The 14,700-nt window shown below is 40.9% G+C and carries 13 protein-coding genes and 1 tRNA gene (1 of these 14 only partly in view); 1 reads left to right on the top strand and 13 read right to left on the bottom strand.

The window, feature by feature from the left end:
* Window positions 1-20: 20 nt before the first annotated feature.
* The 4 genes from TZ91_RS06795 to tgt form a co-directional block, all read right to left on the bottom strand.
* Window positions 21-1,079 (bottom strand): zinc-dependent alcohol dehydrogenase family protein, encoded by a 1,059-nt coding sequence (locus TZ91_RS06795; RefSeq protein ID WP_033687414.1) that lies wholly within the window; start codon window positions 1,077-1,079, stop codon window positions 21-23.
* Window positions 1,080-1,241: 162 nt separating this feature from the next.
* A complete protein-coding gene (gene nagA, locus TZ91_RS06790) occupies window positions 1,242-2,393 on the bottom strand; it encodes an N-acetylglucosamine-6-phosphate deacetylase (RefSeq protein ID WP_033687416.1) in 1,152 nt (383 codons plus the stop codon).
* A 151-nt stretch (window positions 2,394-2,544) separates the two neighbouring features.
* On the bottom strand, window positions 2,545-4,362 hold the full coding sequence (locus TZ91_RS06785) for an acyltransferase family protein (RefSeq protein ID WP_033687418.1): 1,818 nt from the start codon (window positions 4,360-4,362) through the stop codon (window positions 2,545-2,547).
* 100 nt (window positions 4,363-4,462) lie between these two features.
* Entirely contained in the window at window positions 4,463-5,605 is a 1,143-nt protein-coding gene (tgt, locus tag TZ91_RS06780; protein ID WP_001285237.1) for a tRNA guanosine(34) transglycosylase Tgt, read from the bottom strand.
* A 116-nt stretch (window positions 5,606-5,721) separates the two neighbouring features.
* Between tgt and TZ91_RS06775 the strand changes: the two genes are divergently transcribed.
* Entirely contained in the window at window positions 5,722-6,579 is an 858-nt protein-coding gene (locus tag TZ91_RS06775) for a DUF975 family protein (RefSeq protein WP_033687419.1), read from the top strand.
* A 25-nt stretch (window positions 6,580-6,604) separates the two neighbouring features.
* Here the strand turns inward: TZ91_RS06775 and pcp are convergent, their stop codons facing one another.
* The 9 genes from pcp to TZ91_RS06730 form a co-directional block, all read right to left on the bottom strand.
* Window positions 6,605-7,249, bottom strand: a complete 645-nt coding sequence (pcp, locus tag TZ91_RS06770; protein ID WP_033687421.1) for a pyroglutamyl-peptidase I — start codon at window positions 7,247-7,249, stop codon at window positions 6,605-6,607.
* A 112-nt stretch (window positions 7,250-7,361) separates the two neighbouring features.
* On the bottom strand, window positions 7,362-7,724 hold the full coding sequence (locus TZ91_RS06765) for a DUF1304 domain-containing protein (RefSeq protein ID WP_033687423.1): 363 nt from the start codon (window positions 7,722-7,724) through the stop codon (window positions 7,362-7,364).
* Between the two features lie 10 nt (window positions 7,725-7,734).
* Window positions 7,735-8,160 (bottom strand): MarR family winged helix-turn-helix transcriptional regulator, encoded by a 426-nt coding sequence (locus TZ91_RS06760; RefSeq protein ID WP_033687425.1) that lies wholly within the window; start codon window positions 8,158-8,160, stop codon window positions 7,735-7,737.
* A gap of 198 nt (window positions 8,161-8,358) precedes the next feature.
* The gene (locus tag TZ91_RS06755; protein WP_033687426.1) at window positions 8,359-9,564 is read right to left on the bottom strand and encodes a LysM peptidoglycan-binding domain-containing protein; all 1,206 of its coding nucleotides are present in this window, start codon (window positions 9,562-9,564) and stop codon (window positions 8,359-8,361) included.
* Window positions 9,565-9,726: 162 nt separating this feature from the next.
* Complete coding sequence (locus tag TZ91_RS06750) at window positions 9,727-10,350, bottom strand: HAD family hydrolase (RefSeq protein WP_033687428.1); 624 nt, start codon at window positions 10,348-10,350, stop codon at window positions 9,727-9,729.
* A 3-nt stretch (window positions 10,351-10,353) separates the two neighbouring features.
* Window positions 10,354-11,634: an MATE family efflux transporter gene (locus tag TZ91_RS06745; protein WP_033687429.1), complete on the bottom strand. Its 1,281-nt coding sequence runs from the start codon at window positions 11,632-11,634 to the stop codon at window positions 10,354-10,356.
* 60 nt (window positions 11,635-11,694) lie between these two features.
* The gene (gene thrC, locus TZ91_RS06740) at window positions 11,695-13,179 is read right to left on the bottom strand and encodes a threonine synthase (protein WP_033687431.1); all 1,485 of its coding nucleotides are present in this window, start codon (window positions 13,177-13,179) and stop codon (window positions 11,695-11,697) included.
* 75 nt (window positions 13,180-13,254) lie between these two features.
* A complete protein-coding gene (locus tag TZ91_RS06735) occupies window positions 13,255-14,532 on the bottom strand; it encodes a glutamate-cysteine ligase family protein (protein ID WP_033687433.1) in 1,278 nt (425 codons plus the stop codon).
* Window positions 14,533-14,639: 107 nt separating this feature from the next.
* Window positions 14,640-14,700 (bottom strand) — tRNA-Leu (locus TZ91_RS06730) (it continues 23 nt past the right edge of the window).

The following is a 14,700-nucleotide window of genomic DNA, read 5'->3' as shown; positions in this document are numbered from 1 at the left end:
TTCCAAAATCTTGTTACTACCTAGGCTTCCGAGATATCGTTTTCGATAATGACCTTGATTGCATGGTGGTCTGCTGCTTTACTGAAAACTTCATAGGCTTTTTCAATTTCACTTAATTTGAAATAGTGAGTTACCAATTTTTCTGGTTCAATCTTATGACTTTCAAGAGCTTTCAACAATTGTGGAGTGGTATTTGTAGATACCAAACCAGTTGTTACATTGATGTTGCGAATCCAAAGTTTGTCCAAATCGAATTCGACTGGTTTACCATGTACACCACAGTTGGCAACTGTTCCGTCTATACCGATAATCTTTTGACAGAAATCAAATGTTGCAGGAATACCAACAGCTTCAATAGCGACATCTACACCACGGCCATCTGTCAAATCATAAATTTCTTTAATGGCTTTTTCAGGGTCTGAAGAATTAACTTTATGAGTCGCACCAAATGATAAAGCAGTTTCCAAGCGGTTATCGTCTAAGTCCACCATAATCAATTTAGCTGGTGAGTAGAACTGAGCTGTCAAAAGAGCAGCCAATCCAACAGGTCCTGAACCAATAATGGCTACACTACAACCAGGTTCTACTTTTCCTTTCAAGACACCAATTTCATACCCAGTAGGCAAAATGTCTGATAGCATAACCAAGGCTTCATCTGACAAGTCTTCTGGAGTATGGTAAAGAGTGTTATCTGCATGAGGGACACGTAAATATTCAGCCTGCATACCGTCAATCAAGTGACCGAAAATCCAGCCCCCTTCGTCTTCACAATGGGCATAAATTCCTTTTTTACAGTAGTAGCATTTACCACAGGCACAGACACAAGAAATCAAGACCTTGTCGCCTTTTTTGAAGTTCGAAACTCCTTCTCCAACTTCTTCAACAATCCCAATCCCTTCGTGACCAAGAATGGTACCACTTTGGCAAGTGGGAACATCCCCTTTGATAATATGGAGGTCTGTTCCACAAATAGTAGTTTTTACGATACGCACAATAGCGTCTGTTGGCTTGCGAATAACTGGTTTGTCTACATCAACAAAAGAAGCAAGTCCTGGTTTAACATAAGTATAGGCTTTCATAAAGCATTCCTCCGTTTTTTTATTTGTACTGTTTATAATATAATTGTAAGCCTTTTCATTTGTTTGTTCAAGTTTTTTTGTGATTTTTTTAACTTTTTTATTTACCAGTAAAGTAACGCAAATAAAAAAACAGAAGCTAGCCTCTAACTTCTGCTTTCTCTCTTATGCTTGATATCGTTTCACACCATCTAGGTAGGTTGCTACCAATTCCAAATCTTTATCTAGTACGATAAAGTCCGCGTCATAGCCTTCACGGATTTGGCCACAAACATCATCAATGTGAACAGATTTTGCTGGGTTAAAGCTTGCCATCATAACTGCTTCGTGTGGAGAGGCAATGTTCCAGTCAACCACATTTTTCAAACCGTCCTTGAGTTTGAGAATAGAACCTGCCAAATTGCCTGTCGATTTGAGGCGTGCAGTTCCATTTGCAACGACAACTGGGAATTCTCCCAACATATAGTCACCGTCTTCCAATCCACCAGCTGTCATACAGTCTGTGATAAGAGCAATGTTTTCTGTTCCTTTTTGTTTGATAAGGATTTCGCAGGCTTTCGGATCCACGTGGTGACCATCACAAATCAACTCTGCATAGGTATGAGGTAATTGATACATGGCTCCAACCATACCGAGTTCTCGGTGAGTCAAGCCACGCATGCCATTGTAGGCGTGTACCCAAACACTCGCTCCAGCATCGACTGCTTTTTTAGCTTCATCAAAAGTCGCGTTTGAGTGTCCAAGAGCAACCGTCACACCTTCGCCCGTAACCGTACGAACAAAGTCTTCTACACCTTCACGTTCTGGCGCAAGGGCAATTTTATTTAGCAAGCCATTTGCTGCTTTTTGCCAAGTACGGAACTCATCCATACGAGGATCTTTCATGTAAGCAGGGTTTTGAGCCCCCTTGTATTTCTCTGTGAAATAAGGTCCTTCAAAATAGATTCCACGAATCTTGGCTCCACTTGCTTCCTGGTAACGAGCACCGATATTTTCAGTTACCGCGAGCAATTGCTCATAAGTTGATGTCAAAGTGGTTGGTAAGAAGCTCGTTACTCCCATACTGAGGAGTCCTTCACTCATGGTATGAAGTGTTCCTTCGATATTATTATCCATAACATCCACACCACCAAATCCATGAATGTGGGTATCCACAAGTCCTGGCGCAATGCTGTATCCTGTATAGTCAATGACGTCAGCGCCTTCAGGAATCTCTTCTACATGCTTTCCAAACTTGCCGTCCACAAGTTCCAAGTAACCACCACGACGAACTCCGTGTGGGTAGAAAAACTGATCCGCTTTAATATAGTTAGGCATAATGTTAACCTCCTTAAAAGATTGATTCTACAATTTATTATGTCAATTACATTATAAACCTTTCTTTTTTATTTGTAAATGGTATAGACCTATTTTCTAGAGATATTTTAAAAGAGCTGGATTCCTCCAACTCTTCTCTTTTTAATACAAGTTATTTTGATTTGACCGGCTTGTCTTGAGCTGTTTGCAAGGCTGCAGCAATGGTATCTGCATACAATTTAGCTCCTGCTTCAATTTTACTATTGTCACTTCCAAAATGGACTTGGTCTGTCCCAGTCCAGATCTCTGGATGCTCTTTAGCAACTTGATTCCAATCTGCTATCGTGATGTAAGGAGTCTTCTCTGCCAATTCTCTCATATAGGCAGCCGCCTTCTCAACGATGGCATAGGTCTCTTTTGTCTTATCTCCTTCATAAGGAGTCACCAAAACCATATGGTGCCCCTTAGGAAGATTTTTCACGATACTATCCCAATCTTCCTTGTAATTTTCAGGATTATTTACCCCAGTTGCAATAACCACCATCTTTGGTAGAAATTTATTCTGGCTATTGTTGAGCATGATTTCGTTGGCGGTCTTGGTTGTTCTGCTGACTTGTGCATTAATCTGTGCTCCAGGAAGGGCTGTCTGCAAGGCTGTATTAGCTCTTAGTGCTACCGAGTCACCAATTAACATAGTGCCATCAGCAATTCCTAAACTATCAGCTTCTGCTCGTTCTGTCATCACCTTGGTCTGGTTAATATTTGTTGCAGCTTGCTTCAAGCCATTGACAGTTAAGTCTGTCTCAAAAGCTCCCACTTGTGGTGCTAACAGAGTTACTAAGAAGACAATGAAGGCCAAAATTCCAGTACTTGCTGCAAGGATTGTGTGAATATGAGGCAGGGGACGAAGGGTTTGTAAAACGGGTGTGTTCTTTCCTGCAATCCAAGGTTCCAATACATAAAATGAAAGACTGGCAAATCCATAAGAAAAAATCAAAGTCAGTAACACAGCAAAAAGATTTGATGTCAACTGTGAAAAAATGATATAGAAAGGCCAATGGAAGAGATAAACTGCATAGCTAGTATCTGCTAAAAAGCTAATAATCTTTGGTTCCTGTATATGAGAAGTCTTTTCATGTAAGACACGCGCCGCCAGAATCATAGCAAGGGCTGCAAGGCTGGCAAGCAAGAAGCCAATAAGATAGGCAAAGAGATAGGTAAATTTGACAAAGAAAGTCAAAATGAGTAAGAAGCCAAAACCTCCTCCAAAAACTAAAAGGGTCTTTCGTAAATCCCAGATTTTATCCAACTGCTTAACTAGGGAAGTCGTCTGACGAACGCCTACAATCGTTGCTAACACACTTCCCAAAAAGAATGGATAGACATGAGTTAAACTGGAGAAGTAAACAGAGGAATAAGAGGTTACTAGAAAACTACCAATAAACATGGAGAAGAAGCTGATTAAGAAGGCAGCAGCAGATAAGAGAAAGACCATTCCCTTCAACTGACCATTTGATTTAGCCTGCTTAGATAAGAACCAAACTGCCAACCCCCAAAGAATATAGTAGTGAACCTCAACAGCCAAGCTCCAATTATGAACAAACAAATGAGGAATGAACTGAGATTCATAACTCCCACCTGTTAGGAGCTCATAGAAGTTGGTCATGAAGCCTAAAACACCCGCAATCTGACCCCCAATTCCAGCCACATAATCTTGGCGAACCAAGAAAGTAAAAGGCATGGTCACCAAGACCATCAAAACCACAGGTGGCACGATACGATAAAAGCGTCTCCTAAAAAATCCAACCAAATCAATTTCATGATTTTTAGAAAATTCTTCGATGAGTAGAGCTGTGATCAGGAAACCTGAAAATGTAAAAAAGACATCTACCCCGAAAAATCCTCCAGGAAAGATCGTCTGAAAGAAATGATACAAGAGTACCAAAAGTAAACCTGTAATCCTAATCAAGGAAAACCATTTAATACGCATACGAGTTTATTCTCCCTTTCATTGTACACTTTATTCTATCAAAAAAAGAAGAAAAATCCCAAGAGAAAACTTAGGATTTTTAGCTTATATCTATTCCGTTTTAGAAATTGCGTCCTGACTTATTATAGCCATATTTTTCCACAAAATACTCACGGAATTCCAAGAGATTATCATCCATGATGGCTTGTCGAACTTGCTTCATCAGGTTAAGCAAGAAGTAAAGATTGTGGTAGCTAGTCAAGCGGATACCAAAGGTTTCATCAGCCTTGAGCAGGTGACGAAGATAAGCGCGTGTATAGTTCTTACATGTGTAGCAATCACACTCAGGATCCAGTGGCGTAAAGTCCTCAGCAAACTGGGCATTTTTGACAACCAAACGACCTTGACTGGTCATACAAGTCCCATTACGAGCGATTCGAGTCGGCAAGACACAGTCAAACATATCTACACCACGAATCACCCCATCAATCAAGCTATCTGGCGCTCCCACACCCATCAAATAGCGAGGTTTATTTTCAGGAAGCAGTTGGGTTGTGAAGTCCAAGACCGCATTCATCTCTTCGTGGGTTTCTCCCACTGCCAAACCACCGATAGAGTAACCTGGGAAATCCATACTGACAAGGTCATGAGCCGATTGGCGACGCAGGTCTTCAAATCCTGCACCCTGCACAATCCCAAATAATCCTTGGTCATGCGGACGACGATGAGCCTTCAAACCACGCTCAGCCCAACGGCTGGTACGCTCGATTGATTTCTTAACGTAGTCGTATGGTTGATAAAACTGAGGACATTCATCAAAAGACATCATGATGTCTGAGCCCAGATTATTCTGAATAGAAATAGCTTTTTCTGGGGACAAGAACATCTTAGAACCATTGAGATGATTTTTAAAGGTTACTCCTTCTTCTGTGATATTACGGCTATCTGCTAAGGAATAAACCTGGAAACCACCACTATCTGTCAAGATAGGCTGGTCCCAATTCATGAACTTGTGGAGACCACCTGCGCGTGCGATGAGTTCATCTCCAGGACGAAGCCAGAGATGATAGGTGTTTGACAGGATAATTCCCGAACCCATCTCCTTCAATTCTTCAGGCGACTGAGTTTTGACAGTGGCTTGTGTCCCAACTGGCATAAACATAGGTGTTGGGAAGGTACCGTGGGGAGTGATGATTTCTCCCAGACGAGCTCCTGTGTGTTTTTCTTTCTTAATCAAACGATATTTGATTGGTGAATCTGACATTTTTTACCTCCGAAGCTGGGAAAGACAGTCCCAGTTCATACTTTGTGCCCAAGGGCATACTGTATGATTTTATCAAAAAAAGGAGGAACTGTCACGAACTATGGTATAATGAGAGAATGAAATACCCAAAAATTGATTTAAAAACCGTTCGTCTGCAAGCCAGACAATTTCAGGCTGAAAATCCCCGTCTCTTTCTCGTCTATCTCTTACCTAGTATACTGGTCATCTTGTCTGGCTTCCTCAATCCCTTAGAGCGCATCAACGAGAGTGTTTTAGAACAACCCTTTTTAAGCGTGTTTGGCCATGTATTCCAAGCCTACCTTTTTCCTCTATTAGTCTCCTTTATCGGAACAATACTTCTAACCAGTTCCGTCTATACAACGCTGAAACTCATCAAGAGTCCCGATACAGAACTATCCATCAAAAATAGTCTCACTCTCTTTAATGAAGAGCACTTTTCACAAACCTTTTTGACTCTCCTTCTCAAACGTTTCTATCTCTTCTTATGGAGCATTCCTAGTTTGCTTGGAATTTACTTCCTTTTTTACAGTAGCTTTCTTGCAAAGAAATTCATTGCCCTTCATCCTGAGTTTCCCAATCTGGATCTCACGTCAATTGAAACCGAGCGTTTCCTCATGACCTTTGGTCTTTACTTTCTAGCAAGTATCCTCTTGATGATTGTCGGAAATAGTCTCTATATCCCACAATACTATGCCTATTCGCAGGTAGAATTTCTCCTCTGTGATACCCTAGACTTAGGACAAGCTAAACCAGGACAAATCCTAAAAACCAGCCGTTTCCTGATGAAAGGCTACAAATTTCAGCGCTTTATTCTAGACCTACAACTCCTTCCTTGGTACTTCCTCAATTGGATTACTTTTGGAATTGCTAGTTTCTCACTCCTACCCTACATTCAAATCAATAAAGTGATTTTTTACCGAGCAGTATTGGCTCGAAAACGTCCAAAAGCTTGAAGGTTTTCCCTCAAGCTTTTTTCTATCAATGAGTTTCTCCGCCTACCAACTTGAGGTCCTCATCTCCATATTCTATCATGGCTCCGATTGCTGCTTCTATCCCTCGCCTAATATCCACTAAACTCATAGCTGGAGTGGTCGGTCGATTCACCACCTGTTCCATCATATAAGGAATATGCATAAAACCTGCCTTAACATGGGGAAATTTCTTTTCTACCAAATAGAGGGCCTGATACATCAAATGATTGCAGACAAAAGTCCCTGCTGTATTAGAAACAGAGGCCGGCAATCCCTCTTTTTTTATAGCTTGAACCATCGCTTTAATCGGCAAACTACTAAAGTAAGCCGGAGCACCATCTGGACGAATGGGAAGGTCAATCGGCTGATTACCTTCGTTATCAGGAATGCGTGCATCGTCTTGATTTATAGCCACTCGCTCAGGTGTCAAGCTGGTTCTTCCACCTGCTTGGCCGATACAAAGGACAAAGTCCGGTTGATAACGACTCATTTCTTCTTCCAATACTTGGGCCGATTTGTGAAAGACTGTTGGCACTTCTAGCCAACGGACCTCAGCACCATGGATTTCAGCTGGTAAACCTTTAATGGCCTCCAAAGCTGGATTGACCTTTTCCCCTCCAAAGGGCTCAAAACCTGTCACTAATACTTTCATTTCTAACTCCTTACAACCAATTCCATGAAACTATTTTCTTAAAAACAAGTATAACATATTTCCCTTATTCTGGAGTGAAAAGGACTAGAGAGTATCAGACCGGCATTAAAGTTTATTTAAAGAGAAAAATACTAATCAAGGCCAAAATAGCTGGTCCACCTTGCTTCAAAATAATTTTCTTATCTGCTGTGAGAGAGCCATAAGCCGCAGCACCAATCACAAATAAAACAAAAATAGTCACAATTTCTAAATTCTGTGAGAAATAAATCCCATACAAGAGAAAGACTCCTAGCAGAGCATTATAAATCCCTTGATTTTTAAACAATGAACTTACTGACGGACGAGCCAGTTCTTCCTTGTCCATGTTAAAGACACGACTAGTCGCATCTGATTGCGTTGCAATACTTTCCAAATAAAAAATGTAAAAATGCTCCAAAGCAACAATCGTTGCTGAAATGGTTGTCATAATTGACATCTTTTTCTCCTTAAATTTCTATATTTTCAATACCCAAAACCAATTTATTTACTAAACGGCTGAGTTCTGTTCTTTCAGACTCTGTTAAGATACTTTCCATCTCTTCCTTAACCTTGATATGTTGCAGAGGGGGATTCATCACTAACTGCTCCTTGGCATACTTCGTAGCCTCTACCAACACTTCCCGCTGATTTTCAGGATTACGATGACGCTCCACCAAACCTTCCTTTTCCAGAATTTTGAAATGTCGGGTCAAAGCAGCCTGATCAATCTTCAAACGCTCCTGAACCGCTATTTGATTACAAGGGGAATGCTTCAGCAAAAATAATAAAATCTGATACCGTGTCAAACTAATCCCAAGCCTTTTTTCAAACAATTGCGTACTCGCTTGCTCAGACAAGCGGAGTTGATAAAGCAGATCTTGAATCTCTATCATTTCTTCCTCCTTTTTATTGATTGATCAATAGTTGACTAATCAGGTATAATGCAAAGTAAAATAAATTGCAAGAATGTTGCTTGGATTATTACAAGATGGTAACTTCCCATTCAAATTGACAAAGAAAAAACGAACGAGACTCGCTTCCTATCATGAAAGCTAGATCTCATTCGTAAAAATTATATGACAGAGTCTGGTTTATCCATTCATTGAAACGTGAACGTGGTCATAGTGGTTTTCTGTCACGCTACCACGGTCTGGCATTGGGTTCCAAGTATTAGCTGGTCCATATTTGCTATCGAATGGAGCATAGAAACGCTGTTTCCAGATGATGTAACTAATTCCACGGCTAGCCATGTTTTGAATAGCGTATTCCGCAATCTTATCCCCTAGTTCTGAGCTTTCTGGTACCATAAAGTCGATAGCCAAACCTTTTCCGTGATCTCCACTGTCTCCTGGACGGTAACCACTAAAGGATGTGATGCCAAACAAGTTGGCTATTTCTTCTTTAAAGGCAGCTGTTTGTGGTTGAAGACCTGCATTTTCAGCTTTTGCTACTGCCAATCCAGCATAATCAGGCGCAGCTGGAGCTGCGTAAGTTGCTGAAGTTGTTTTCGTCTCTTCTGGTTGATAAGTAGAAACTGCTGCTGTAGCTTCACTTGATGATGCTACTTCTTTTGCTTCTTCTGAACTTGTTGCAGTTGTTTCAGGTGCTGTTTCTTCTACTGGTATTGTAGTTGCTTCCACTGCTGATTCAGCTTGAGTGCTTGCTTGTGTTTCATCTTTCTCAGCTGGAGTCGTTGCCTGAGGAGCTGCTTCTGCAACTGCACTACTCGTTTCGGCTGTTTGTTCCTCTGGGACAGAAGTTCCTGTAGATGGTGTCACTTCTTCTGAAGCAGTCACTGTCTCTGTAACTTCTGAACTTGTTGCTACTTCTTTTGTTCTTGTAGTTTCTACCGCTTTTGGAGCTTCTGCAATCGGTTGAGAAAGGTCTGCAACTTGAACAGTTTGATCATCTACGGTTACTTGATTGGTTGTCAAATCTGCTGTCGCAGTTGTCACTTCTTCACTAGAATCTGCTTGTGGAGTTTGGATTTCAACTTCCGTTACCTCTTCTGCTTCATTGACAGTCGTTGTCAAAACAGTTTCTGGGAAAATCAAGTCCATATTCGTGATTTTATTCAAATTCGCAAGAACTGTGACATCTACACCCAAGGCTTCTGCAATGGTGCTCAAGGTATCACCATACTGAACGGTATAACTTGTTTTGTTGTCCGTTTTAGTCAAATCGTTTTGGATTTGCTTAACACTACGTGCAGTCCAAAGAACTTCTTCTGCTTGGGTTGCCAATACTGGGGCAAATGATAAGGCTACTGTTGAGGCTAATAATATTCTTTTCTTCATTCTTTCAAATTCCTTTCAAATGAGTACCTGTCTATCATAACACAAAAAATGCAGAAAAAAAGCCCTCTCGGGCCTATTTAATAGAACTGTCTATTCCTTGTAACAAACTCAGTTACTTGAAATAGTTTGTTAGGTCTCTGTCACAAAACTGACACAATCTTTTTATTGCTCAGCCTCAAAAAAACGGGAAATATCTGCTAACGCTTGAATCCTGTGATTTCCTTCATAAGTCGACTCTAAAAAGTTGATACTTTGAATCCCACTATTCTGGGCAAATTCCACATCCAGAGTCCGATCCCCTATATAATAGGTCTTCTCAGAATCCAACTGATACTTGTCTAACAGATAGGTAGCCGCTTCTGGACTTGGCTTCCGCACAAAACCACTCTGACTGGTTAAAATCTCTGTAAAATAAGATTCCAAACCCAAATCTCTGAGAATGGTAAGAGCATTGTCTCCCTTATGAGTGTAAACAAACTGCTGAATTCCTGATGCCTCTGCCCAAGCTAGCACATCACGCGCACCTGGCATCAAAACTACCTGAGCATTCTTCTCAGCCAAACTCTGGGCACGCACCTGATTTAGCATTTCCACATCCAGCTTTCTCTCTTCTGCCGCCTGCACAAGTAAATCCTGCACAGAAAACTTGAGGATAAACTCTCTCACCTGCTCCTTTTCATAAGGAATAGAAAACTGAGCAAAAGTTTCCTCAATCCCTAACAAAATCGCTTCGTAAGAGTCCAATAAAGTCCCGTCTAAATCCCAAATAAAAGCTGTTTTTTGCATTTCCTATCCTTTCAAGCTCATATAACGCTGGTAACGGTAACGTAGAAATAACCAACGAAAACCATTATCCAAAAGGGTTCCGGCCCAAATACCGGGCAAGCCCCAACCAAGCACAATCCCCATCAGATATCCTGTTCCAATGCGGATACACCACATTCCTATACTTGTCGCATAAAAGGGAAGCCGAGCATTGCCCAAACCCTGCCAGACTGCTGTATAGATGACTGTTCCTATCGTCATAGGAGTACCAAGTAGTGAAAAAAGTGTCACTAGCACACTAGCCTCCACCGCTAGAGAATCATTCGTATAGAGATGAGTCAGTGGTATGCCCAAGGCATAGACACTAAGCGTCAAGGGCAACATGAGAAGCAGAGAAAGCCAAAAGGTTTGCTTGCTCAAATTAGCTACTTTTTTCCAATTATCCTCCCCAACTGCTCGAGCCACCAGCATGACCGTTGCCGTAGCGACGCCAAAGGCAGGCATATAGTTAAACTGGGTCAAGACTTCTCCGACTGCATTTCCAGCCACTGCCTCTGTCCCGAAAGACACAACCAAGGCAATGATTACTACATCTCCAGCCCGCATCATAAGCCGCTCTCCAGCTGCTGGCAAAGCTAAGGTCAATAGTTCCTTATCTAAACCAAAAGTCGGTTTCTCAAAAGGCAACTTTAATTGCGACCATAAAATCACAAGACCTACCAAACGAGACAGAATTGTCCCCCAAGCAACACCAGCTATCCCCATATCCAGAACAAAAATAGCTAGACTTGAAAAAAGAATATTCAAGGCATTGGATAAAAGACTAACATAGAGAGGCAGACGTGGATTATGCGTTGCACGAATCAAGGCACCCAGACTGGTCATCAAGCCCAAAAGAACAATCGATCCGCCTACCAAGGATAGGTAGAGTCCACCACTCTCAGCTACATCTATCTCCGTCCCCAAAAGTCCTATCATCTCTTTCCCAGCGAAGATGGACAAAAATCCTAAAAGGAAACTTAATAGTAAGGTAATCTTCAACGCCTCAGTCACATGATAGGCTAGCATAGATTGATCCTTCTGCCCCAAACTTTTTGAAATAACACTGGAAATAGCAGCTCCCAGAGCGATGAAAATCGCCTGGTAAATCGTGATAATATTGCCAGCTACTGATACACCCGAAATAGCTATCAAGCCCAAGTGGGCTACCAGATAACTGTCCACCATCCCCATGAGCATCTGCAAAAAGTTTTCGCCCATAGCTGGTAAGGCAATATTAAGAATGTCTTTATTTTTCTTAAACAATCCTTCCTCCTGATGAAAAGAAACTCAGTTGGTTTCCCAACCGAGTTTACTCCCTCTGTCTTAAAGTCCTAGATAAGCCTCAACCGCTACTTGCATGTCTGTTGCTGCAACAGTTGTCTTATGACGAACAGGAGCTGTTTCAAGCCCGTCAACTGCTGGCGGCACTGCCACTCCTGAAATATCATGTAATTGAGCCAAGGCTTCAAAGTCGCCAAGCCCTGATTTTCCAGTTACAGCTTCTACTGCAACCACTGGGAACTTGTATGGACTCGCTGTTGAAGCAATCACTGTCTTAGTCACATCGCCAGTAGCCGCTTGGTATTTCTTATAAACTGCCGAGGCAACCGCCGTATGTGGATCCTCGATATAAGAATCTGACTCATAAACACGCTTGATTTCTGCCACTGTTTCTTCCTCAGTCGCATATTCAGCTGCAAAGAGATTAAGAATCTCTGCATCAAAGTATGTCAACTCATATTGTCCTTGCTTGTTCAAGGCATTCATGAGTTCAGCTGTTTTAACCGCATTATTACCTAAAAGATGGAAAATCAAACGCTCCAAGTTTGAAGATACCAAAATATCCATAGATGGACTAGTAGTCACTTTAAACTCACGTTTCTTGTCGTAAACACGTGTCTTGAAAAAGTCTGTCAAAACATTGTTGTCATTTGAAGCACAGATTAATTTGCCAACTGGAAGACCAATTTGCATAGCATAAAAGGCAGCCAAGATATTTCCAAAGTTTCCTGTTGGTACTGTGAAGTTGACCTTATCACCAGCCACAATCTCACCAGACTTAACCAATTGAGCGTAGGCATAAACATAATAAACAATCTGTGGTACCAAACGACCGATATTCATAGAGTTAGCTGATGAAAATTGCAACTTGTTGGCCGCTAACCTTTCACGAAGAGCCACATCGTTAAACATATGCTTCACATTTGTTTGGGCATCATCAAAGTTACCATCAATAGCGATAACATAAGTATTATCGCCAGTCTGAGTGGTCATTTGCAACTCTTGTACCTTGCTGACACCATCTTTTGGATAAAAGACGATGATCTCAGTTCCAGGTACATCGGCAAATCCTGCCATAGCAGCTTTCCCAGTATCACCAGATGTAGCTGTCAAAATGACGATTTTGTTCTCCAAGCCATGTTTCTTAGCAGCAGTCGTCATAAAGTATGGCAAGATAGACAAGGCCATATCCTTGAAGGCAATCGTTGAACCATGGAACAGTTCCAAGTTGTATTGTCCGTCTAATTTCACCAAAGGCGCGATAGCTGGAGTATCAAACTTGCTATCGTAGGCATTGTTGATACAGTAGTCCAACTCCTCGGCTGTAAAATCATCTAAAAAAGCTAACAAAACTAACTTAGCAACTTCCTGATAAGAAGCATCTTTCAATTTGTCAAAGTCCAAATCTACCTTTGGATAAGTGACGGGTGTAAACAAACCACCGTCCGTTGCCAAACCTTGCAAAATTGCTTGACTGGCAGTTACTGTATTATTGGCATCACGCGTTGATTGATAAACTAATGTCATTACTCTCTATCCTTTATCTATAGTCTCTTCCATTATATCATGATTTTTCAGAAAATTCTCCCTTTATAAGAAAAATTATAATCCCAATTCTTCTTTCAAAGGCTCTAAATAAATCATTTCTTGTTTATTTCTCATCTTCAGTCCTTCATCAGCTAACAAGAGTAATTCTTTTGAAAAATCTATAATCGAAGTTTTCTCCTCATCTGTTAGCTTCTTCTTAGAAAATTGCCGCCTTAAAGACTTATAATTTCTCCCAAATGCTTTAAAGAAAGGTGCTGTTTCTAAGTAAGCTTCTAACTTGTCTAAATTAACCAACAATCCCAAGTGAAAGGCTGCTGAAGTAAAAGTCCTATCAAGAAGCTGAGTACACACACTACGAAACTCAACCGTTCCTCGAGTCGTTAAGTCTTGATACTGATAACTACGATGAGTTTCAAAATCTTTCTCTTGGGGATAAATAGTAACCTTATCCCCATTAAGAGCAAATGCCTGGATTTCAGGCATAGCCAAATAATCCCTTGCCTGAATCGGATAAAAATAAAAGGTTTGTTCATCACGTTCTGCAGTAAAAATTGCAGAATGATCTAGATAATCAAAAAAATCATCCTCATCTTTAAAGAGGCTAGCATTGACACCAACATTCTCTGGATAAATACCATGCATAGATTCTTCCCAGAAAATATCTCTTGAGATTTTTGTATCCCAATCCGCACCTGTAAACTCAGAGTTTGCAAATAAATAAGCCTTAGCCCCTTCAATTTGGGTAAAAGCATTAATCACTCGTAAGTAGTTAGACTTTGAAACATCCAGCTGTACCTGACTCCCACAGATAAAAGCACCATATTCAGGGAAATGATGCAAGTCTGACTTAGTCACATTTCTACTCAAATTCAAATAGTCCATCAACATGCGATACCGCGGGAAAGCCACTGGACAATTCTCATTTTTATCCCAGTTGGGATGAATACCACAGCCAACAATAGCATGATTTGATTCAGCTAACTTTGTCTGGATTGCTTTCATATAAATATTAAAACGTTCTTCAACCTCTTGTATCGTTTCAGCCTTACCAAATGCAAACTCAATCGTAGTATAGGAAACTTCAAATAAAATAGTATCCTGACTTACTGGCTCCACTAACTGAATAGGAGTCCCAAAATCATCTACCTTTTCGACAGTAAAATCCATAGCAGAAACTAAATATCGGAATAAGTATTTGATAACTTCAACATCTGTAGCATCCCCTTCCAAATTTACAACAGGACATTCCAGCTCAATCCCGACAAACAATTCAGGATTTTCTTTAATATTTTTCAAATACCTATGTTTTAATAAATCGATAGAACGAGACATACTCCCCTACACTTTCATAATCTAAATAAAATTTGAATAACTATTATTATACCAAAAATAATATAAAAAAGGAACGAAGATTTACAACGTTCCTTAACTCTATACTATACCGGCGGCCGGGGTCGAACCGGCACGTCCTTGCGGACACTGGATTTTGAGTCCAGCGCG

Source organism: Streptococcus mitis (genome assembly GCF_000960025.1).
Taxonomy (GTDB): Bacteria; Bacillota; Bacilli; order Lactobacillales; family Streptococcaceae; genus Streptococcus; species Streptococcus mitis_DH.
This window is presented reverse-complemented; position numbering and strand designations above follow the sequence as displayed.